Annotated in this window: 19 protein-coding genes; 14 read left to right on the plus strand and 5 right to left on the minus strand. The window is 65.1% G+C overall.

From position 1 onward, the window contains the following. Positions 1-4: 4 nt before the first annotated feature. From PQV96_RS07740 to PQV96_RS07750, 3 genes are read right to left on the minus strand one after another with little or no spacing between them, the layout of a single operon-like run. Positions 5-424 (minus strand): RNA-binding S4 domain-containing protein, encoded by a 420-nt coding sequence (locus tag PQV96_RS07740; RefSeq protein WP_207374600.1) that lies wholly within the window; start codon positions 422-424, stop codon positions 5-7. Then, on the minus strand, positions 421-1878 hold the full coding sequence (locus tag PQV96_RS07745; RefSeq protein WP_207374599.1) for a sensor histidine kinase: 1458 nt from the start codon (positions 1876-1878) through the stop codon (positions 421-423). Before PQV96_RS07745 ends, PQV96_RS07740 begins: the two co-directional genes overlap by 4 nt. A 16-nt stretch (positions 1879-1894) precedes the next feature. After that, a complete protein-coding gene (locus tag PQV96_RS07750; RefSeq protein WP_242638217.1) occupies positions 1895-2578 on the minus strand; it encodes a response regulator transcription factor in 684 nt (227 codons plus the stop codon). A 190-nt stretch (positions 2579-2768) separates the two neighbouring features. On the opposite strand from PQV96_RS07750, the gene PQV96_RS07755 reads away from it, so the two are divergent. The 12 genes from PQV96_RS07755 to PQV96_RS07810 all read left to right on the plus strand — a co-directional run bounded on the left by PQV96_RS07755 (position 2769) and on the right by PQV96_RS07810 (position 17013). After that, positions 2769-3725, plus strand: a complete 957-nt coding sequence (locus PQV96_RS07755) for a Bug family tripartite tricarboxylate transporter substrate binding protein (protein ID WP_207374597.1) — start codon at positions 2769-2771, stop codon at positions 3723-3725. Positions 3726-3816: 91 nt separating this feature from the next. Further along, positions 3817-4335: a tripartite tricarboxylate transporter TctB family protein gene (locus tag PQV96_RS07760; RefSeq protein WP_207374596.1), complete on the plus strand. Its 519-nt coding sequence runs from the start codon at positions 3817-3819 to the stop codon at positions 4333-4335. A gap of 12 nt (positions 4336-4347) precedes the next feature. Beyond that, positions 4348-5862, plus strand: a complete 1515-nt coding sequence (locus tag PQV96_RS07765) for a tripartite tricarboxylate transporter permease (protein WP_142081214.1) — start codon at positions 4348-4350, stop codon at positions 5860-5862. A 286-nt stretch (positions 5863-6148) separates the two neighbouring features. Further along, positions 6149-6793, plus strand: coding sequence for a DUF2325 domain-containing protein (locus PQV96_RS07770; RefSeq protein WP_273624943.1), 645 nt, complete (start codon positions 6149-6151; stop codon positions 6791-6793). 162 nt (positions 6794-6955) lie between these two features. After that, positions 6956-8479: a sigma-54 interaction domain-containing protein gene (locus PQV96_RS07775; RefSeq protein WP_273624944.1), complete on the plus strand. Its 1524-nt coding sequence runs from the start codon at positions 6956-6958 to the stop codon at positions 8477-8479. A 172-nt stretch (positions 8480-8651) separates the two neighbouring features. Beyond that, positions 8652-9854: a substrate-binding domain-containing protein gene (locus PQV96_RS07780; protein WP_273624945.1), complete on the plus strand. Its 1203-nt coding sequence runs from the start codon at positions 8652-8654 to the stop codon at positions 9852-9854. Between the two features lie 159 nt (positions 9855-10013). Continuing rightward, positions 10014-10799: an ABC transporter ATP-binding protein gene (locus tag PQV96_RS07785; protein WP_273624946.1), complete on the plus strand. Its 786-nt coding sequence runs from the start codon at positions 10014-10016 to the stop codon at positions 10797-10799. Next, positions 10796-11527, plus strand: coding sequence for an ABC transporter ATP-binding protein (locus PQV96_RS07790; protein ID WP_099741524.1), 732 nt, complete (start codon positions 10796-10798; stop codon positions 11525-11527). The genes PQV96_RS07785 and PQV96_RS07790 overlap by 4 nt, the downstream gene beginning before the upstream one ends. A 103-nt stretch (positions 11528-11630) precedes the next feature. Then, entirely contained in the window at positions 11631-12614 is a 984-nt protein-coding gene (locus PQV96_RS07795) for a branched-chain amino acid ABC transporter permease (protein ID WP_066788205.1), read from the plus strand. A gap of 167 nt (positions 12615-12781) precedes the next feature. After that, positions 12782-13849, plus strand: a complete 1068-nt coding sequence (locus tag PQV96_RS07800; protein ID WP_273624947.1) for a branched-chain amino acid ABC transporter permease — start codon at positions 12782-12784, stop codon at positions 13847-13849. A 39-nt stretch (positions 13850-13888) separates the two neighbouring features. Next, complete coding sequence (locus tag PQV96_RS07805; protein WP_420482189.1) at positions 13889-16078, plus strand: 3-hydroxybutyrate oligomer hydrolase family protein; 2190 nt, start codon at positions 13889-13891, stop codon at positions 16076-16078. Positions 16079-16149: 71 nt separating this feature from the next. Further along, positions 16150-17013: an alpha/beta fold hydrolase gene (locus PQV96_RS07810; RefSeq protein WP_273624948.1), complete on the plus strand. Its 864-nt coding sequence runs from the start codon at positions 16150-16152 to the stop codon at positions 17011-17013. Positions 17014-17041: 28 nt separating this feature from the next. Here PQV96_RS07810 and PQV96_RS07815 read toward each other — a convergent pair whose 3' ends face one another. Together PQV96_RS07815 and PQV96_RS07820 are read right to left on the minus strand one after the other, a co-directional pair. Then, on the minus strand, positions 17042-17296 hold the full coding sequence (locus PQV96_RS07815; protein ID WP_142081195.1) for a DUF2789 family protein: 255 nt from the start codon (positions 17294-17296) through the stop codon (positions 17042-17044). A 278-nt stretch (positions 17297-17574) separates the two neighbouring features. After that, positions 17575-17817 (minus strand): glutaredoxin family protein, encoded by a 243-nt coding sequence (locus PQV96_RS07820; protein ID WP_066699259.1) that lies wholly within the window; start codon positions 17815-17817, stop codon positions 17575-17577. Between the two features lie 166 nt (positions 17818-17983). Between PQV96_RS07820 and PQV96_RS07825 the strand changes: the two genes are divergently transcribed. Beyond that, positions 17984-18532 carry a lipocalin family protein gene (locus PQV96_RS07825; RefSeq protein ID WP_242638219.1) on the plus strand — a complete coding sequence of 183 codons (549 nt, stop codon included), beginning with the start codon at positions 17984-17986 and terminating at the stop codon, positions 18530-18532. Continuing rightward, positions 18529-19545 (plus strand): NAD(P)/FAD-dependent oxidoreductase, encoded by a 1017-nt coding sequence (locus PQV96_RS07830; protein ID WP_207374586.1) that lies wholly within the window; start codon positions 18529-18531, stop codon positions 19543-19545. Before PQV96_RS07825 ends, PQV96_RS07830 begins: the two co-directional genes overlap by 4 nt. Positions 19546-19580: the final 35 nt, after the last annotated feature.

A 19580-nucleotide genomic window follows, 5' to 3' on the forward strand; every position in this document is an offset into this window, starting at 1 on the left:
TCATTTACTCGTCAATCGAGGCGCTCCAGCGGCTACCCCAGTCTCGGGCGCGGTCGATGTTGCGGCGGTCGCGCTTGGTGGGGCGACCCTCCTGCAGCGCGGCGGCGGGTTCTGGGGCCAGGCGCCGTTGTTCGGCGGCGCGCTCGCGGGCGGCGATGCTTTCGGGCGTTTCTTCGTACAGCAGTTGCGCCACGGGGGCAGGGCCACGCGCGCCGCTCAAGGCTCGCACCAGTACCGTGCGGGCCACTGGCTCCTGGCGCAGCGCCACGGTGTCACCACAGCGCAAGTCGCGGGCGGGCTTGGCGGCTTGGCCGTTCACGGTGACGCGTCCCTTCGCAATTTCCTCGGTGGCCAGACTGCGCGTTTTGTAAAAGCGCGCACACCAAAGCCACTTGTCTAGCCGCATCGTTTCAGTCACGTTCATTCGCTCAATTGTGCCGGGTTGCCATGGGCGGTGCTGGCAAAGTGCTGCGCAAGCGGCAGGCGAACCACGGCGTCCAGCCCCAGGATTCGGGTGCCTTGTTCGCGGTTGGTGAGGGTGATGCTTCCTCCCAGCGCTTGCACAATTTCCTGGCAAATGGCCAGGCCCAGGCCGCTGCCGCTGCGCACATCGCCCGCTGAGAAGGGTTGAAATAGCCGCGCTGCCAGTTCGGGCTCAATGCCTGGCCCGCAGTCACTGATGGTGAGCGCCGTGTGGTGAGCGTCGCAGCGCAGGTCCACCGCCAGCTCGCTGCCGTGCGGTGCGTGGCGCACCGCGTTGTGCAGCAGGTTGCGCGTCAGCTCGCGCAGCATCCACTCATGGGCCCGCACGGGGGCAGCTTCGGTGTGGATGCCAAAGTCAAGATCGCGTTGGGCGATCAGGGGCGAAATCTCTAGCGCCACGGTGCGCAGCACCTCGTCCAGCCGGGTGATGGGGGGCTCGCTTTGCTGGCGCAACTGCTCCACCTTGGCCAGCGCCAGCATCTGGTTGGCCAATTGGGTGGCACGGTCCACGGTGTCGCTGATTTCATGCAGGGCCTGCTCGGCGGGCATGTCGCCGCGCAGCGCCGATTGCACCTGGGTCTTGAGCACGGCCAGCGGTGTGCGCAATTGGTGCGATGCGTCGCGCACAAACCGTTTTTGGTGGCGCAGCAGATGGCGCAGGCGTTGCATCACCTGATTGGTGGCGGCGATCAGAGGCTGCAGTTCACGCGGGGCTGTGGGCGCGGCGATGGGACTCAGGTCGCCCTCGCCACGGGCTTGCAGTTGCAGGCTCAGGTGTCGCACGGGGCGTGTAGCGCGTTGCACCACCCACAACACGGTGACGGCAATCACTGCGATCAGCAGGGCCTGGCGCATCAAGGTCTTCCACAGAATTTGCAGTGCCAGGGTTTCACGCACCTCCAGCGTCTCTGCCACCTGGATCACGGCCATGCCGCGGCCTTCGGCACTGGCCACCGGCTGCAGTAGCACTGCCACGCGCACGGGTTGGTCGCGGAAGACGTCGTCGTAAAAATCCACCAGGGCAGCATACGGGGGCTTGAGCGGAATCTTGCCGCGCCACTCGGGCAGGTCGCCGAATCCGGAGATCACTTCACCCCCCTGGGTGGAGATGCGGTAGAACATGTGGCTCTGGTTGTCCGCCTCGAAAGCCTCCAGCGCCGAGTACGGCACGATCGCGCGGATCTGGGCATCGTCGTCGTAGCCCTCCACATCGAGTTGCTCGCTGATGCTTTTGGCCGATGCCAGCAGCGTCCGGTCGTACGCCGTGTGCAAAGACGCCAGCGTCTGGTGGTACAGGCTGTAGGTGTTAAAGCTGATGAAGGCAATCACCGGCACCAGAATGCCCAGCAACAGCCTGCGTCGCAGTGAGTGGGTGGCTTGCTGGGGTTTGCTCATGGTTTGGCTGTGTGCGTCACGCATCGGTGCGTAGCAGGTACCCCAGGCCGCGCAAGGTCATTAGGGTCAGGCCTGTGCCCACCAGTTTTTTACGCAGCCGGTACACCACCACCTCGATGGCTTCGTATTGCACATCGAGCTGACCGGGGAACACCAGTTCGTACAGCCGCTCTTTGGTCACCGCGTGCCCAGGCTGCGCCAGCAGCGCGTGCATCAGCGCCAGCTCGCGCGGGGTCAGCTCCATGACTTCGCCGTGCAGGTACAGGGCGCCACTGTCCTTGTCGTAACGAATGGCGCCAATCTGCGTGATATTGCTGCCCGCTGGCGTGGCGCCAGGGTCAGCACTCCGCCTTACCAGGGCGCGCAGGCGGGCTTCGAGTTCGTCCAGGTCAAAGGGCTTGGGCAGGTAATCGTCAGCCCCGGCGTTCAGCCCCATCACCCGGTCGCCCACGGTGCCGCGCGCGGTGAGGATCAGCACTGGTGTGCGCAGGCCGAGTGCGCGTGCACGCTGCAGCACTTGCAGGCCGTCCAGGCCGGGCAGGGTCAGGTCGAGCACCACGGCGTCGGGCACACGCCCCACCCACTGGCTGAGGGCCGCCTTGCCATCACCCACCGCAGTCACCTCCATGCCACGCCGCGTCAGCGCGCGCTGCAAGGTGGTCTGCATGGTGGGGTCGTCTTCTACTAGGAGCAATTGCATGCGCGGCACCATAGCACCGACTGGGCTGCGGTTTCCAGAGTTTTGCCAGCAGCGATACACAAAAAATGTGGGGACGGCATGCGGCCCGGCGCAACGCTCGTATGGGTGTTTTCCCTGAGTTTGCAGACAGCCTTTTGACAGGCAGGGCGCGCATCATCCAGCCATTCGCTAACCGTTCTAGGAGACACCGATGCGTCGCGATACTTTCCTCAAGTCCTTGGCCGCCATGGCCGCCGTCGGCAGCTTGCCGGTGTCGGCCCAGACGGCTGCGTTGAAGATGATGATTCCCGCCAACCCTGGAGGTGGCTGGGACACCACGGGCCGCGCCCTGGGCAAGGCCATGCAAGATGCGGGTGCCGCTTCGTCGGTGTCTTATGACAACAAGGGCGGCGCCGCAGGCGCCATCGGCCTGGCGCAGTTCGTCAATGCCAGCAAGGGCGACCCGAACGCACTGATGGTGATGGGCGCTGTGATGCTGGGCGGCATCATCACAGGCAAGCCACCCGTGGGCCTGGACAAGGTCACGCCTCTGGCCCGCCTGACCAGCGAATACAACGTGTTTGTGCTGCCTGCCAACTCCCCCTTCAAGACCATGAAGGACGTGGTCGAGCAGCTCAAGAAAGACCCCGGCAGCGTGAAGTGGGGTGGTGGTTCGCGTGGTTCTACCGAGCACATTGCCGCCGCCATGATTGCGCGCGAAGTGGGTGTGGACCCTGCCAAGATCAACTACGTCGCGTTCCGTGGGGGTGGCGAGGCCACCGCCGCCATCTTGGGTGGCAACGTCACCATCGGCGGCAGCGGCTACAGCGAGTTCGCGGAATACATTGCTGCCGGCAAGATGCGCGCTGTGGGCGTGACATCGTCCACTCGTTTGAAGGGTGTGAATGTGCCTACGCTCAAGGAGCAGGGCATCAACGTGGACATCGGCAACTGGCGCGGCGTGTACGGCGCCCCCGGCATCACGGCCGAGCAGCGCAAGGTCCTGATTGACGCGCTGTCCAAGACCTTCAAGCACAAGGCTTGGCAAGACGCGATGGAAAAGAATGGCTGGACGCCCGCATGGCTGGCTGGCGATGAGTTCTCGAACTTCGTGGACTCGGAATTTGCCAGCCTGCGCGCCACGATGGCCAAGTCTGGAATGATCTAAAGCAAGCACGGCGTGCGCGGCATTGCGCCTGCTCGAAAGAGTGGGCGCAGCGCCGCTGTGCCGCATTGCAGGTGTGTGCGAGGGAAAAACCATGACACAACAACATTCATCGCGCTCCAAGCCGCTGCAGACCCTGCTGGGTCTCGGCATTGTGGTGCTTGCTGGGGGCTTGGCCTGGGGCGCCAGCTCGGTCAGCTCGGAAGCTGGCTACGGGGGCGTGGGCCCCAATTTCTTGCCGTGGGTGGTTTCGGCCGCCTTGCTGGTGTGTGGGCTGTTGTGCGTCGCCCATGCGCTGACCGGCGGTTTTCGCGAACTGGAAGAGGGCTCGGGTGACGAGCGGGCGCACTGGAAGGGATTCATCTGGGTGTCCGCCGGGCTGCTGCTCAACGCCATGCTCATCACCACCCTGGGCTTTATTTTGAGCTGCGCGTTGTGCTTCGTGCTGTCGGTGCGGGGTTTCAAAAGCTCTGAAGGTCAACTGGATTTGCGCCTGCAGGCCTGGATCAAGGATTCCGCCATTGGCATCGCGGTAGCGGCGCCGGTGTACTGGATGTTTACGCAACTGCTGGCCATCAACCTGCCCGGCCTCACCAACACGGGGTGGCTGTAAAGCCAGCACGCCATGGATACGCTCAATCTACTGATGCAGGGGTTCATCACCGCTGCCACTCCTATCAACTTGATGTGGGCCTTTGTGGGCTGCATCATCGGCACCGCTGTGGGCGTGTTGCCGGGCATCGGTCCTGCCGTGGCCGTGGCCATGCTGCTGCCCATCACGGTGAAGGTCGAGGCCACGGCCTCCATGATCTTCTTCGGCGGCATTTATTACGGCGCCATGTACGGTGGCTCCACCACGTCCATCCTGCTGAACACGCCCGGTGAGGCGGGCTCCATGGTCACGGCCATGGAGGGCAACAAGATGGCCAAGAGCGGGCGCGCTGGTGCTGCGCTGGCCACAGCGGCCATCGGCTCGTTCGTGGCAGGCACGATTGCGACGGTGCTGGTCACGTTCTTTGCGCCGCTGGTGGCTGAATATGCTGTGCGCCTGGGTCCCCCTGAATATTTCATGCTGATGGTGCTGGCTTTCACCACCGTGAGCGCGGTGCTGGGCAAGAGCACGCTGCGCGGCATGGTGGCGTTGTTTGTCGGCCTGGCGATGGGCCTGATCGGCATCGACCAGATCACCGGCCAGGCCCGCTACACCGGTGGTGTGCCCGAGCTGATGGACGGCATCGAAGTGGTGCTGATTGCGGTGGGCCTGTTCGCCGTGGGCGAGGCGCTGTACAACGTGATGTACGAAGGGCGGGTGGACGAAACCCAGAACCGCCTGACCAGCACGCACATGACCAAGGAAGAGTGGAAGCGCTCCTGGCCCGCCTGGATTCGCGCCACCTTCATCGGCTTTCCGTTTGGCACCGTGCCTGCGGGCGGCAGCGAGATTCCGACCTTCCTGAGCTACGCCGCAGAAAAGAAGCTGAGCAAGCACAAGGAAGAATTCGGCACCACCGGCGCCATTGAGGGCGTGGCCGGCCCCGAGGCGGCCAACAACGCAGCCATCACGGCCACGCTGATTCCGCTGCTCACGCTGGGCATTCCCACGTCGAACACCACGGCCATCCTGCTGGGTGCGTTCCAGAACTACGGCATCCAGCCTGGCCCGCAACTCTTTGACACCAACGGTGCGATGGTGTGGGCGCTGATCGCGTCGATGTACATCGGCAACGTGATGCTGCTGATCCTGAACTTGCCGCTGGTGGGCCTTTGGGTCAAGCTGCTCAATATTCCCAAGTCGTACCTGTACGCGGGCATTCTGGTGTTCTCCACGCTGGGTGTGTATGGCATGCGCCAGAGTGCGTTCGACCTGGTGCTGCTGTATGCGATAGGCCTCTTGGGCGTGGTCATGCGCCGCTTTGACTTCCCGGCCGCCCCGGTCGTGGTGGGCATGATCCTGGGCCCCTTGGCCGAGGCGCAGATGCGCAACGCCGTGGCGATTGGCGAAGGCAAATGGACGATCTTCCTGGAGCGCCCAGGCTCGCTCACCCTGATCGTGATCGTGCTGTGCGTGCTGATCATTCCGCGCCTGCTGCGCCGCTGGGCTGCCAAGAAACTGCGGGCGATAGAGGCCGGCGCTGGCTGACAAGGCAAAGCGATAACCCCAAGGGTGTGCAGAGTGATCTGCGCACCCTTTTTTTCTGGGGTTCTGGAAAAAGAGGAAGGGGGAGCGCGCGCTGCGCCAGGCCGCATGGGGGTGGAGCGTGGGTGCTGCGGGGTGGGAGGAGAACCGTGCCACCCACCCCCTGCACACCGGCTTCGCAAGCAGACATCGGGGGGTGGTCCCCCGATGTCCTCCCACCAGGTACTTGCTTTTGCAGCTGCCCATTGTACCCTAGAATGAGAATAATTCTTATTTGTATGGGTGGCGCATGCACACACTGTCGCAAGAGTTTCTGGCCCTGTGCCGCCAGTTGGGCGAGGCGCAAACACGTTGCAGTGAGGTGGTGGCCGAGCAGGCGGCCGAGCTGGAGCGGTTGCAGCGCGAAGTGGTGCGCCTGCGCGCAGCGGTGATCGTGCGCGATACGCGGCTGGAGCAGGCCCGCGCTGCCCTGGAAGATGCGCGCCAGGCCCAGCCGCCTGGGTTGCCACGGCGCAAGGAGATGGCCCGCCACATTCGCATGCTGGCAGAACGCGTGGTCAGCCTCTCGCGCGAATGCCTGCGCTGGCGGCTGCAGGTCACCGTGCAGGATGTTTCTGAGCCTGCCGTGCTATCGCAGGATGAGGCAGTTGCGCCCGCCGCACACCCCATGCCCGCACACCAGCCGCCCCACGCTCTGGAAGAAAGCCTGGCTGCGGCCGACCTGGTGATCTGCCAGACCGGCTGCATCAGCCACGACGACTACTGGCGCGTGCAAGACCATTGCCGCCGCACCGGCAAGCCCTGCATTCTGGTGGACCAGGCGGCATTGCCTTCTGCAGCGCAGGGCACTGGCCAGCCCGTGGTGGTGCTGCGCCTGGCGGGTGGTGGGCGTTCAGCGCTGCCCCACGCCATGCTGCATGCAGTGCAGGATTGATAGGCAAAACAGCCTCTGGCGCTTTTGCAATAAGCGCTGTCAGCTATTCTTTTGATAGTGTTTGACCTAGCCTTGAGCAAGCTGGGGCGCCGCCTGGGCTGGCGGTGGCCATCGCTGCGGCTCGTGCCAGACCCGCTTGAGCATCACGCTACCATCGCACCCATGCCCGCGCTTCCCGACGACACCCCCGCACTGCCGCTCGATGCCCAGAGCATTCTGGAGCTGGCGGCGCACTCCATGTTCCAGCTGTTTTCCAGCGTCAGCCAGGGCATGTTCCTGGTCGATCGCACCTGCCGCATCGTGTGGGTGAACGAGGGCTACCAGCGCTTCCTGCCCGACCTGGGCTTTTCGTCCCTGGACCAGTTCCTGGGCCGCACGGTGGAAGAGGTCATCCCCAACACCCAGATGCGCCGTGTGCTGGAGACCGGGCAGCCCGTGCTGATTGATCTGCTCACCAACAAGGCAGGCACCTTTGTGGTCAGCCGCATTCCGCTGCGCGACGAGGCAGACCGCGTGATCGGCGCCATCGGTATCGTGCTGTTTGACCACCCCGAGACCACGCTGCAGCCGCTCATCAGCAAATTTGCGCTGCTGCAGCGCGACCTGGACGATGCCCGGCGCGAGCTGGCCAGCCAGCGCCGCCGCACGCTGGCCGTGGCGGGGGATGGAGAGCGCCGCGCCAAATACACCTTCGCCAGCTTCATCGGCTCCAGCCCCGCAGCGGCCGAGGTCAAGCGCCAGGCGCGGCGTGCCGCGCAATCGCAAAGCCCGGTGCTGCTGCTGGGCGAGACGGGCACGGGCAAAGAGCTGCTGGCCCACGCCATCCATTCCGCTTCTAGCCGCGCCAGCGGCCCCTTTGTCAGCGTGAATATTGCTGCCGTGCCTGACACGCTGCTTGAAGCCGAATTCTTCGGCGTGGCCCCCGGCGCCTACACCGGGGCCGACCGCAAGGGGCGCGATGGCAAGTTCAAGCTGGCCGATGGTGGCACGCTGTTCCTCGACGAAATTGGCGACATGCCGCAAAGCCTGCAGGCCAAGCTGCTGCGCGCGCTGCAAGAAGGCGAGATCGAGCCGTTGGGCAGCAACAAGCTGGTGCCTTTTGATGTGCGCATCATCGCCGCCACTTCGCGCGATCTGGGTGTGCTGGTGCGCGAGGGCAAGTTCCGCGAAGACCTGTTCTACCGCCTGCATGTGCTGCCCGTGCGCGTGCCGCCGCTGCGGGTGCGGCGCAGCGACATCCCGGCGCTGGTCGAATCCCTCGGCGAAGACCTGGCCCTGCGCAATGGCACCGCGCCGCCCGAACTGGCCCCCGATGCCCTGGCCCTGTTGGCCGGCCAGCCCTGGCGCGGCAACATCCGCGAGCTGCGCAACGTGCTGGAACAGGCCGTGATGCGCAGCGACGCCAGCACCATCGACGCCGAACAACTGGCCCGCGTGCTGCGCGAAGCCGGGGTGGAGCCCGCGGCCCCCGCGCCGGTGATGGATCACCCCGCACCCGATGCCGACAGCGAAGCCCGCTACCTGCGGCCCCTGGCTGAGCAGGTGGCCGAGCTGGAGCGCAAAGCCATCGCCGCCGCCCTCAAGGCCCATGGCGGCAACAAGCTGGCCACGGCGCGGCAGATGGGTATCGCCCGTGCCACCTTGTACGAACGTCTGGAAAACCCTGATTGGAAATCAGTCATTTGACTGAATTTCAGGCAAACAGATTGTCTGAAATTCAGGCATTCTGAGCGCGAGGCAAGTGCTTTGGCCCGTGCGGGGTGATTCAAATCAAGCACTTAGCGTGGCTGCATGGTGTGTTGGGCTGCTGGCATGGACTGTGCACTGGTGGCTTGCATAACCACAGGAGACATTCGCCATGCAACGCCGCACCCTGGTCACCGCCACCGCCTTTGCTGCCACCGCACTCGCCGCCATTGCCGCCCCTGCGTGGGCCCAGTCGGGCGAAATCCGCATCGCCCACGTGTACAGCAAGACCGGTGCGTTGGAGGCCTACGGCAAGCAGACGCAGATTGGCCTGATGATGGGGCTGGAGTACGCCACGGGCGGCACCATGCAGGTGGCGGGCAAGAAGCTGGTGGTGATCGAGAAAGACGACCAGGGCAAGCCTGACCTGGGCAAGAGCCTGCTGGCCTCGGCCTATTCCGACGACAAGGCTGACATTGCCGTGGGCCCCACCTCCAGCGGCGTGGCGATGGCGCTGCTGCCCGTGGCCGAGGAATACAAAAAGATCTTGCTGGTGGAGCCCGCTGCGGCTGATGCCATCACCGGCGACAAGTGGAACAAATACATCTTCCGCACCGGCCGCAACAGCAGCCAGGATGCCATCAGCAACGCCGTGGCGGTGGACAAGGCGGGCACCACCATCGTCACGCTGGCGCAAGACTACGCCTTTGGCCGCGACGGCGTGAAGGCCTTCAAGGAAGCCATCAAGAACGCCAAGCTGGTGCACGAGGAATACCTGCCGCAAAACACCACCGACTTCACCGCAGGCATCCAGCGCGTGGTCGACAAGCTCAAGGACCAGCCCGGCCGCAAGGTGGTGATGGTGATCTGGGCTGGTGGCACGCCGCCCTACGCCGCGCTAGCTGCACAAGAGCTGTCCAAGCGCTTCGGCATTGACGTGGCCTCGGGCGGCAACATCCTTTCCGCCATGGCCAGCTACAAGGCCTTCCCGGGCATGGAAGGGGCCACGTACTACTACTTCGGCATTCCCAAGAACCCCGTGAACGAAGCGCTGGTGGCGATGCACTACAAGCAGTTCAAGGCCCCGCCAGACTTCTTTACCGCCGGGGGCTTCTCCTCGGCCATGGCGCTGGTCACCGCCCTCAAGGCCACCAATGGCGAGACCAACACCAACAAGCTCATCCGAACCATGGAAGGCATGAGCTTTGACACACCCAAGGGCAAGATGACCTTCCGCAAGGAAGATCACCAGGCCCTGCAGAGCATGTACCACTTCAAGATCAAGGTGGACCCGGCGTTTGCCTGGGGCGTGCCCGAGCTGGTGCGCGAGATCAAGCCCGAAGAGATGAACGTTCCGATCCGGAACAAGCGCTGATTGCGCTGACACAGCGGCTGCGTGGGGCGCGATGGCCCTGCGCAGTTTGCTGCTCACTTTTTGATAGCTGCTGGCGCTTGATGGATAAGCGCTGGGGGCTGTTTTGACCTTGATCTTTGTACTGGCCTGCCGTTTGCCTCTCCACCACCTGCTGCCCCCATGCTCGCAACCCACAACCTGACCATCCGCTTTGGCGGCCATGTGGCGGTCAATGGTGTGACCTGTGCCTTTGCGCCGGGCACGCTCACCGCCATCGTGGGCCCCAATGGCGCGGGCAAGACGACGTACTTCAACCTCATCTCGGGCCAGCTCAAGGCCAGTGCGGGCAGCGTGCAGCTGGGCGGGCAAGACCTGACGGCGCTCAGCCCCTCGGCCCGCACCCGTGCGGGGCTGGGCCGGGCGTTTCAGCTCACCAACCTGTTCCCCAACCTGAGCGTGCTGGAGAACGTGCGCCTGGCCGTGCAGGCCACGCAGGGCGGGGCGCACCGCCGGGGGCTCAACCTGTGGAGCATCTGGAGCGACCACCGCCACCTCACCGAGCGGGCCGAATCCATCCTGCGCAGCGTGGCCCTGTTCGAGCGGCGCGACACCCCCGTGGCCAGCCTGCCGCATGGCGACCAGCGCAAGCTGGAAGTGGCCTTGCTGATGGCGCTGGAGCCACAGGTTTACATGTTTGACGAACCCACGGCAGGCATGAGCCACGACGAGGCCCCGGTGATCCTGAACCTGATCCGTGAGCTCAAAAAAGACAAGACCAAGATCATCCTGCTGGTGGAGCACAAGATGGACGTGGTGCGCGAGCTGGCCGATCGCATCATCGTGCTGACCAACGGCACGCTGGTGGCCGATGGCGCACCGGCCGAGGTGATCGCATCGCCTGTGGTGCAGGAGGCGTACCTGGGCGTCTCCAAAGAAGAGTCCACCGAACAGCGGGAGGCCGCATGAGCAGCACCGCCAACCTTCTGGAACTCAAGGGCGTGCACACGCACATCGGGGCGTACCACATCCTGCACGGCGTCGATCTCGCCATCCCCAAAGGCCAGCTCACCATGCTGCTGGGCCGCAATGGCGCGGGCAAGACGACCACGCTGCGCACCATCATGGGCCTGTGGCAGGCCTCGCAGGGCAGCATCCACTTCAACGGGCGCGACATCACGCGCCTGCACACACCGCAGATTGCGGGGCTCAACATTGCCTACGTGCCCGAGAACATGGGCATCTTTGCCGACCTGACGGTGAAGGAAAACCTGCTGCTGGCCGCACGCAAGGCCAGCAATGCAGCGCAGATGGATGCCGCGCGGCTGCAATGGATCTTCCGCCTGTTCCCGGCCGTGGAGAAGTTCTGGAACCACCCCGCAGGCAAGCTCAGCGGCGGACAAAAGCAGATGGTGGCCGTGGCCCGCGCCATCATCGAGCCGCGTGACCTGCTCATCGTGGACGAGCCCAGCAAGGGCCTGGCCCCCGCCATCATCAACAACATGATCGAGGCGTTCGACCAGCTCAAAAAGAGCGGCGTGACCATTCTGCTGGTCGAGCAGAACATCCACTTTGCCAAACGCCTGGGCGACACCGTGGCGGTGATGGACAACGGCCGCGTGGTGCACGCGGGCAGCATGGCCGCGCTGGCAGCGGACGAGGCATTGCAGCAGTCGCTGCTGGGGCTGTCGCTATGAATATCAAACCAAATCGCCCTCTGGCGCTTATCCATCAAGCGCAACCAGCTATCAAAAGAGTAGCAATTCAGAACCGAACCGGAGGCCACGCATGACCGCTCGCATGACCGCCAGCGATTTCGACTGGAAGCCCCTGGCGCTGGTGCCGCTGCTCGCGCTCGTCACGCTGCCGCTGGTGGGCTCGCCCAGCACCTGGCTCACGCTCACGGTGGCAGGGCTGGCCATGGGCATGATCATCTTCATCATCGCCTCGGGCCTCACGCTGGTGTTCGGGCTGATGGACGTGCTCAACTTCGGTCACGGCGTGTTCATTGCGCTGGGCGCCTTTGTGGCCACCAGCGTGCTGGGTGCGATGGGCGACTGGACGGGCTCGGCCGAGCTGTGGCGCAATATGGTGGCCGTGTTGCCCGCCATGCTGGTGGCCATGGCGGTGGCAGGCGCGCTGGGCCTGGCGTTTGAGCGCTTCATCGTGCGGCCCGTGTACGGCCAGCACCTCAAGCAGATCCTCATCACCATGGGCGGCATGATCATTGGCGAGGAACTCATCAAGGTCATCTGGGGCCCGCAGCAAATTCCGCTGCCGCTGCCCGAAGGCATGCGCGGCTCGCTGCTGCTGGGTGATGCCGCCATCGAAAAGTACCGGCTGGTCGCGGTGGCCGTGGGCCTGGTGGTGTTTGGCGTGCTGGCCTGGACGCTCTCGCGCACCAAGGTCGGCCTGCTCATCCGCGCCGGTGTGCAAGACCGCGAGATGGTCGAAAGCCTGGGCTACCGCATTCGCCGCCTGTTTGTGGCCGTGTTTGTGGTGGGCTCGGCCCTGGCGGGGCTGGGCGGCGTGATGTGGGGCCTGTACCAGCAAAACGTGGTGCCGCAGATGGGCGCACAGGTCAATGTGCTGATCTTCATCGTCATCATCATCGGCGGCCTGGGCAGCACGGGCGGGGCGCTGATTGGCGCGCTGCTGGTGGGCCTCATGGCCAACTACACCGGCTTTCTGGCCCCCAAGGTGGCGCTGTTTTCCAACATCGCGCTCATGGTCGCCATCCTGCTGTGGCGCCCGCAGGGTGTGTACCCGGTCACGAACAGATGAAATACCCCCTGAGTCGCTTCGCGCCTTCCCCCTGGAAGGGGGACGCCGCCGGTGCGGCGGGGCGGTGCGGCCGGCTCAGGCCCTTGCACGGCGGCCGCTGGCTCGGTGCGCGCCCTTGGCTGTCGCAGTGACCTGTGAACAGCACGCTGACAAATGGAAAGATACCCATGTTGAACCGACTTCTCTCTGGCGACTATCCGCGCAGCAAGGTGCTGGCGGCCCTCTTGCTGGCCGTGCTGCTGGGCCTGGCGTTGGCGCCGTTTCTGTTTCCGGGCGTCAAGGCGCTGAACGTGGCGGCCAAGGTGCTGGTGTTTGTGGTGCTGGTGGCCAGCTTTGACTTGCTGCTGGGCTACACCGGCATCGTCAGCTTTGCGCACACCATGTTCTTTGGCATTGGGGCCTATGGCATTGCCGTGGCCACCACGCGCATGGGGCCGACGTGGTCGGCCCTGCTGGTGGGCGTGGGCGGGGCGCAGCTGCTGTCGCTGCTCCTGTCGCTGGCGGTGGGCCTGTTCTCGCTGCGGGTGCGGGCCATCTTCTTCGCCATGATCACGCTGGCCGTGGCGGCGGCCTTCCAGACGCTGGCCTCGCAACTTTCTGAGATCACCGGCGGTGAGGACGGCCTGACCTTCAAGGTGCCCGAGGTGCTGTCGCCCAGCTTTGAGCCGTTTGACGATCCGTTTCTGGGCGTCACGGTGGATGGGCGGCTGATTTGCTACTACCTGCTGTTCGTCACGGCGGTGGTGCTGGTGCTGGCGCTGCTGCGCATCGTCAATTCGCCCTTCGGCCGGGTGCTGCAGGCCATCCGCGAAAACGAGTTCCGCGCCGAAGCGATTGGCTACCGCGTGGTGGTGTTCCGCACCACGTCCAGCGTGCTGTCGGCCCTGTTTGCCACGCTGGCGGGCTGCATGCTGGCGCTCTGGCTGCGCTACAACGGGCCAGACACCTCGCTCAGTTTTGAAATCATGATGGACTGCCTGCTCATCGTCGTTATCGGCGGCATGGGCACCCTCTACGGCTCGGTCATCGGTGCCGTGCTCTTCCTGGTGGCGCAAAGCTACCTGCAGGATTTGCTGCGCTTGGCCAGCGAGGCCGCCAGCGGCTTGCCCTGGCTGGCGGCGCTGCTCTCGCCTGACCGCTGGCTGCTGTGGCTGGGCGTCTTGTTTGTTTTGTCGGTGTACTACTTTCCCACAGGCGTCGTTGGGCGTCTGCGATCCCTGCGTGCTGCACGCTGAGCACGCTCCTTTGTGTCAGTAGAAAAATGAGGAGACAACATGATGAGAGCGAATCTGCAAAAACACCGCGTCGCCCAGTGGGCGCTGACGGCACTGGCGGGCGCGGCGCTGACCGCGTGTGGCGGCTCTGACGCCCCCACGAATGACCTGCCCGCAGGCATCACGCAAGTCAGCAGCACGGCGTACCCCGCCACGGCTGTGGGCAAGGGCGACACCGCAGCCACGCAAGACCTGCTGACGGGCGGCATCGGCAAAACCGGCCTGGGCCTGGCCACCGCGCCCGCCTATGCCGACCCTGCCAACCCAACGGCGGCCGAGCTGCGCCGCAACGCGCTTTATTCCAACTACCGCGGCATTCTGGACGGCACGACCGCCGGCGGCTACGGCAGCCTGTACGGCCCCAACGTGACGGCCGCTGGCACCGTGACGACGAGTGAAGGCCTGATTCCAGGCCGTGAATATGTGGCCGTGCTGGACGATGGCTCGGGCCGCAAGCGCACCGTGATGGCCGTGCAGGTGCCCGACAGCTTCAACCCTGCCAACCCTTGCGTGGTGCTTGGCGCTTCGTCCGGCTCGCGCGGCGTGTATGGCGCCATCGGCACCGCAGGCGAGTGGGGCTTGAAGAAGGGCTGCGCCGTGGCGCTGACCGATGCCGGCAAGGGCGTGGGCATTCACGACCTGACCGACGACACCGTGCACAAGGTCGATGGCACCCGCGCCACCCGCACGGCGGCGGGCTCGCTGTCGTTCTTTGCCGCCAACATCACCGATGCTGCACGCGCAGCCTACAACGCTCTGTTCCCGAACCGCCTGGCCATCAAGCATGTGCACTCGCAAATGAACCCCGAGAAAGACTGGGGCAGCGACACGCTCGCGGCTGGCCGCTATGCCATGTACGTGCTCAATGAGCGCTACGGCACCGACGCCAACCGCGTGCCGTTCACCACCGACAACACCATCGTGATTGCGGGCTCCGCATCCAACGGCGGTGCGGCCTCGCTGCGCGCGGCCGAGCAGGACACCAGCGGCCTGATCGACGGGGTGGTGGCCTCCGAACCTGTGACCGAAATGCCCACTGCCAGTGGCTACGGCATCCAGTTTGGCGGCGCTGCCGTGGCAGGTTATGGCAAGACCCTGGCCGACTTCACCACCTTCGGCAACATCTACCAGCCCTGCGCAGCCCTGGCGCCCGGTGCGGCGCTGACCGAAACCTCCATCTTCAACTACATCGGTCTGGTGGGCATGACTGCCCGCGCCACGGCGCGCTGCGACAGCCTGGCCGCCAAGGGCCTGGTCACTGGTGCCGACACGGCTGCCCGCGCGCAAGACGCCTTGAACAAGCTGCGCGCCTTCGGCTGGACGCCGGAGACCGACCAGATGCACAACGCCCACTATGCGCTGGGCAACGGCCCCATCCTGTCGGCCATGTACCCCGTGAGCTACGGCCGCTTTGCGGTGGACGCCAATGTTTGCAACACCAGCTTTGCCTCGGTGAATGCTACGGGGGTTCCCGTCGCTGCGAGCCCTGCAGCCCTGGCGCAGAGCTTTGCCACGGCCAATGGCACTTCCAACGGCACGCCGGTTTCGGTGGTCTACAACGATTCGGTGGGCGGCGCGAAGTCGTGGCAGTTTGCGGTGTCGCCATCCACCGGCGTGGCTGACTTTGGCCTGGACAACGCCCTGTGCCAGCGCGCGCTGGTGACGGGCGTGGACTCGGTGACCGGCGCGGCGCTCACGGCCAGCAGCACCCCCACCAAGGCGCAGAGCGATGCGGTACGTGCCGGCATTGCCGAGGTGGTGCTCAACGGCAACCTGCGTGGCAAGCCCACCATCATCGTCAGCGGCCGCAGTGATGCGCTGGTGCCGGTGAACAACAACTCGCGTGCTTACACGGCCTACAACCGCGTGGTCGAAGGTGCGTCCACCAAGCTGCGCTACATCGAGGTGACCAACGGCCAGCATTTCGACACCTTCCTGCCCTTCAGCGGGTTTGATACGCGCTTTGTGCCGCTGCATCCGTACTTCAACCAGGCGATGGACGCGATGTATGCCCACTTGAAGTCGGGCAGCGCGCTGCCCCCCAGCCAGGTGGTGCGCACCACACCGCGTGGTGGCGTGCCGGGCGCGGCTCCCGCCATCACGGCAGCCAACGTGCCGCCCTTTGTGGCAGCACCTGCTGCAGGTGACCAGATCGGCTTTGTGGGCACATCCGTCAGCGTGCCTAACTGATCCGAGCGCGCGGTGCCGGGCTCCTCGCAGGTGCCCGGCCCGCAATGTTTTGCCAACCCATGCTCCACACCATGTCTCCATCGTCACGCTACATCCGCTGTGCGGGTTACGAAATCCACGTCACCGAATGGGGCGCGGCGGACGCCCCCGTGGTGGTGGCATGGCATGGCCTGGCGCGCACCGGGCGCGATATGGACGAGCTGGCCCGCCACCTGGCGCCACGCTACCGCGTTATCTGCCCCGACACCCTGGGGCGGGGCCTGAGCCAGTGGGCGGCCCGGCCGTCAGAGGAGTACTGCCTTGCGTTTTATGCGCGCCTGGCGGCAGAGCTGTTCGACGAACTCGGCATTGAAACGGCCCAATGGGTGGGCACCAGCATGGGCGGTGCTATCGGCACCGTGTGTGCGGCTGGCATCTATGAACCGCGCCTGCAGGGCCGCATCACACGCCTGTTGCTCAACGACAATGCGCCCGAACTCGCGCCCGCCGCCCTGCAGCGCATCCGTGCGTACGCGGGCCAGCCGCCAGCGTTCGCCACGGTAGTGGAACTGGAGATGTTCTTCCGGCAGGTGTACCAACCCTATGGCTGGCTGAGCGATGCTCAGTGGCGCCACCTTACCGAAACCTCCACCCGGCGCCTGCCGGACGGGCGGGTCACGCCGCACTACGACCCGGCCATGGTGCAGCAGTTCACCCACCATGAAAACGATTACCTGATCTGGGACCACTATGACCGGCTGCACATTCCCGTGCTGTGCCTGCGTGGGGTGGATTCCGACCTGGTGTTGCCGGGCACACTTGCAGAGATGCGGGGCCGGGGCCCCGGCGAACGGGGATTGCTGCGGGTGGTAGAAGTGCCGGGATGCGGCCACGCCCCGGCACTGAATGTTCCTTCGCACTATGCGCTGGTGGATGGCTTCTTGGCCGCTGGCTGAAGCGTGCGCCGCGCGGTGGGGGCGTTGCTCAGTCCTTGCGCGGCCCAATGCCACAGCCCAGCGCCTGGCTCAATTGCTCGGCCGGAATGGCCCAGTCGGCATCGGCAGCAATGGCCTCGCGCAAAAACTTGGCCTGCGCAGGCGTCCATATGGCAACGTCTGGCAGCGTGAAGTTCACCGCCGTGGTGCGGTGGGTGGCGATGAAGGTGGTCATCGACTCTTCGTCTGAAGGCAGGCCCAGCTGCTCAAACAGGTCGGACATGGTGTGAATCCCGAGTTCCATGGTGTTCCTCAATAGCTCAGCGATAACAACGTGGGCCGCGAAGCCCGCGTCTGGTGGCTGCATCGCACCTGGGGGCGCATGTGCAGTGCTTTATTGCAGCACCGCGCAGTGCCCGCCCGTGTAGGACACCCGCGCACGTGGAGGGAGGGCGCCCGCGGTAGGACCTGTGGCGTGCTCAGGATTGGATGAGGCGGTTTGCCACTGCAAGTGGAGCCGCCAGAAAAAAGGGCCGAGGTATTGGCCCGGCCCTTGAAAGGGAGATGAGGGAGATCAGGCCGTCACAGGCCCAGTTGTTGCAGCGCTGCCTGCAGCCCGGTGAGCCCACCCACGCGCTGGTCGTTGATGAACACCTGCGGCATCTGCCGCACGGCGGGGCCGCACTTGGCGTAGAAGGCCAGGCGTTCGGCTTCATCGTCGATCTTGATTTCTTCGTAGGGCAGTGAGCGCGCCTTCAGCAGGCTCTTGGCCGATTCGCACTGGGGGCAGGCGGACTTTGAATAAACGGTGATCTTGAGGGTCATGGGTGCCAAGTTTAAGCGGCGGCGCGGGAAGGTGCTGTCGGGGCTGCTGATGGCCTGCGCAGGCGGGCTGCGGTGAACAGCGTGCAGCTCCGTGGTGCCTGCTTTGTTTGGTATACCATTCGGTTTGTTTTGTGACTGATTGGTTTTTATGCCTCCAACCACCCCCATGCTTCGCCGTGCAGTGCTGCTCGCCTCCCTGGGCGCGGCAGCCGTTTTGGCGGGCTGCGCTTCCATGCAGCCGCCCCAGGGTATAGCTGCTGTTTCGCCGTTCGACCTGGCTCGCTACGAGGGCCGCTGGTACGAATTGGCGCGGCTCGACCATTCGTTTGAACGCGGCATGACGGACGTGAGCGCCACTTACCAGCGCCAGAGCGACGGCAGTGTGCGGGTGGTGAACCGGGGTTTTGACGTGGCCAAGAACCAATGGCGCCAGGCCGTGGGCAAGGCCCTGTTCACGGGCGATGCCAACACAGCCTCGCTCAAGGTATCGTTCTTCGGCCCGTTTTATGGCGGCTACCACGTGGCGGCGCTGGATGCCGACTACCAGTGGGCCTTGGTGGTGAGGCCAGACCGCAGTTACTGCTGGATTCTGTCGCGCACCAAGCAACTCGCACCCGCACTGCGCGAGCAGATCGTCGCCCGTGCCAAAGCTTTGGGCATCGACACCCAGGCGCTGATCTGGGTGACCCACGAGCGCACGGACCCGCAGCCATGACCACCACTGCGCAAGCGTTGCCCGTCGCCATCATCGGCGCGGGCTTGGCGGGCTTGTCATGTGCGCAAGCCCTGGTTCAGGCCGGGCACCAGGTGCATGTGTTTGACAAAAGCCGGGGCCCCTCTGGCCGCATGAGCACGCGCCGCGCTGAAGACCCCGCAGGCCCCTGGCAGTGCGACCACGGCGCGCAGTACTTCACGGCACGTGATGCCACCTTTCGCGCCGAAGTAGCCCGCTGGCAGCAGGCCGGCGTGGCCGCGCTGTGGGACGCACGCCTCGCCAGCTTTGACGGCAGCACCTGGTCCACGCCCGAGACGCCGCTAGAACGCTTTGTCGGCGCACCCCGCATGACATCTCCCGCCGCCTGGCTGGTGCAGGGCTTGCAGCAGGCGGGCGAATGTACCCAAAGCCAGTGGCAAACCACGGTGCAGCGGCTGGAACGGCAGGTAGACGGCTGGGCCCTTACCTCGGCAGAGCATGGCTTGCACGCCCAGCGTTACAGCGCGGTGCTGTTGGCCGTGCCAGCCCCCCAAGCCGTGCCGTTGCTGCAGCCCGTGGCCGCGGCAGGCGCTGCAGTAGCCGCCAGTGCTCGCATGCGCGGCAGCTGGGCCGTGATGGTGCGCTGCCCCGCGCCCGTGCCGCTGCCGTGGGATGGCGCCTTCATCAACGACGGGCCATTGCGCTGGGTAGCCCGCGACAGCAGCAAGCCGGGCCGCACCGTGCCCCCCGGCATGGAAACCTGGCTGCTGCACGCGAGCCCCGAGTGGAGTGAAGCCCATATCGAAGACAGCGCAGATGCTGTGACTGGCACCCTGCTCGCCGCATTTGCAGCGCTGGGCGGCCCTGCCCCACACCTCGTGCAGGCCACGGCCCACCGCTGGCGCTATGCCGACACTGAACCTGCACTCACCCAAGGCCACTGGTGGGATGCAACCCTGCGCATGGGCATGTGCGGTGACTGGCTCAACGGCGGCAAGGTGGAAGGCGCGTGGCTTATTGATCGGGCCCCATAAAGATTGAACTTTCTGCTGATTTTCGCGTTCGAAGC

The organism is Acidovorax temperans, assembly GCF_028596105.1.
In the GTDB taxonomy this organism is placed as follows: Bacteria; Pseudomonadota; Gammaproteobacteria; order Burkholderiales; family Burkholderiaceae_C; genus Acidovorax; species Acidovorax temperans.

What these genes read in the sequence shown, in the direction of transcription:
- PQV96_RS07805 (WP_420482189.1), top strand. Translation starts at nt 13,889, where the DNA reads ATGATGAGAGCGAATCTGCAAAAACACCGCGTCGCCCAGTGGGCGCTG.
- PQV96_RS07785 (WP_273624946.1), top strand. Translation starts at nt 10,014, where the DNA reads ATGCTCGCAACCCACAACCTGACCATCCGCTTTGGCGGCCATGTGGCG.
- PQV96_RS07760 (WP_207374596.1), top strand. Translation starts at nt 3,817, where the DNA reads ATGACACAACAACATTCATCGCGCTCCAAGCCGCTGCAGACCCTGCTG.
- PQV96_RS07755 (WP_207374597.1), top strand. Translation starts at nt 2,769, where the DNA reads ATGCGTCGCGATACTTTCCTCAAGTCCTTGGCCGCCATGGCCGCCGTC.
- PQV96_RS07830 (WP_207374586.1), top strand. Translation starts at nt 18,529, where the DNA reads ATGACCACCACTGCGCAAGCGTTGCCCGTCGCCATCATCGGCGCGGGC.
- PQV96_RS07750 (WP_242638217.1), bottom strand. Translation starts at nt 2,578, where the DNA reads ATGCAATTGCTCCTAGTAGAAGACGACCCCACCATGCAGACCACCTTG.
- PQV96_RS07790 (WP_099741524.1), top strand. Translation starts at nt 10,796, where the DNA reads ATGAGCAGCACCGCCAACCTTCTGGAACTCAAGGGCGTGCACACGCAC.
- PQV96_RS07800 (WP_273624947.1), top strand. Translation starts at nt 12,782, where the DNA reads ATGTTGAACCGACTTCTCTCTGGCGACTATCCGCGCAGCAAGGTGCTG.
- PQV96_RS07825 (WP_242638219.1), top strand. Translation starts at nt 17,984, where the DNA reads ATGCTTCGCCGTGCAGTGCTGCTCGCCTCCCTGGGCGCGGCAGCCGTT.
- PQV96_RS07775 (WP_273624944.1), top strand. Translation starts at nt 6,956, where the DNA reads ATGCCCGCGCTTCCCGACGACACCCCCGCACTGCCGCTCGATGCCCAG.
- PQV96_RS07820 (WP_066699259.1), bottom strand. Translation starts at nt 17,817, where the DNA reads ATGACCCTCAAGATCACCGTTTATTCAAAGTCCGCCTGCCCCCAGTGC.
- PQV96_RS07740 (WP_207374600.1), bottom strand. Translation starts at nt 424, where the DNA reads ATGAACGTGACTGAAACGATGCGGCTAGACAAGTGGCTTTGGTGTGCG.
- PQV96_RS07815 (WP_142081195.1), bottom strand. Translation starts at nt 17,296, where the DNA reads ATGGAACTCGGGATTCACACCATGTCCGACCTGTTTGAGCAGCTGGGC.
- PQV96_RS07745 (WP_207374599.1), bottom strand. Translation starts at nt 1,878, where the DNA reads ATGAGCAAACCCCAGCAAGCCACCCACTCACTGCGACGCAGGCTGTTG.
- PQV96_RS07770 (WP_273624943.1), top strand. Translation starts at nt 6,149, where the DNA reads ATGCACACACTGTCGCAAGAGTTTCTGGCCCTGTGCCGCCAGTTGGGC.
- PQV96_RS07765 (WP_142081214.1), top strand. Translation starts at nt 4,348, where the DNA reads ATGGATACGCTCAATCTACTGATGCAGGGGTTCATCACCGCTGCCACT.
- PQV96_RS07810 (WP_273624948.1), top strand. Translation starts at nt 16,150, where the DNA reads ATGTCTCCATCGTCACGCTACATCCGCTGTGCGGGTTACGAAATCCAC.
- PQV96_RS07795 (WP_066788205.1), top strand. Translation starts at nt 11,631, where the DNA reads ATGACCGCCAGCGATTTCGACTGGAAGCCCCTGGCGCTGGTGCCGCTG.
- PQV96_RS07780 (WP_273624945.1), top strand. Translation starts at nt 8,652, where the DNA reads ATGCAACGCCGCACCCTGGTCACCGCCACCGCCTTTGCTGCCACCGCA.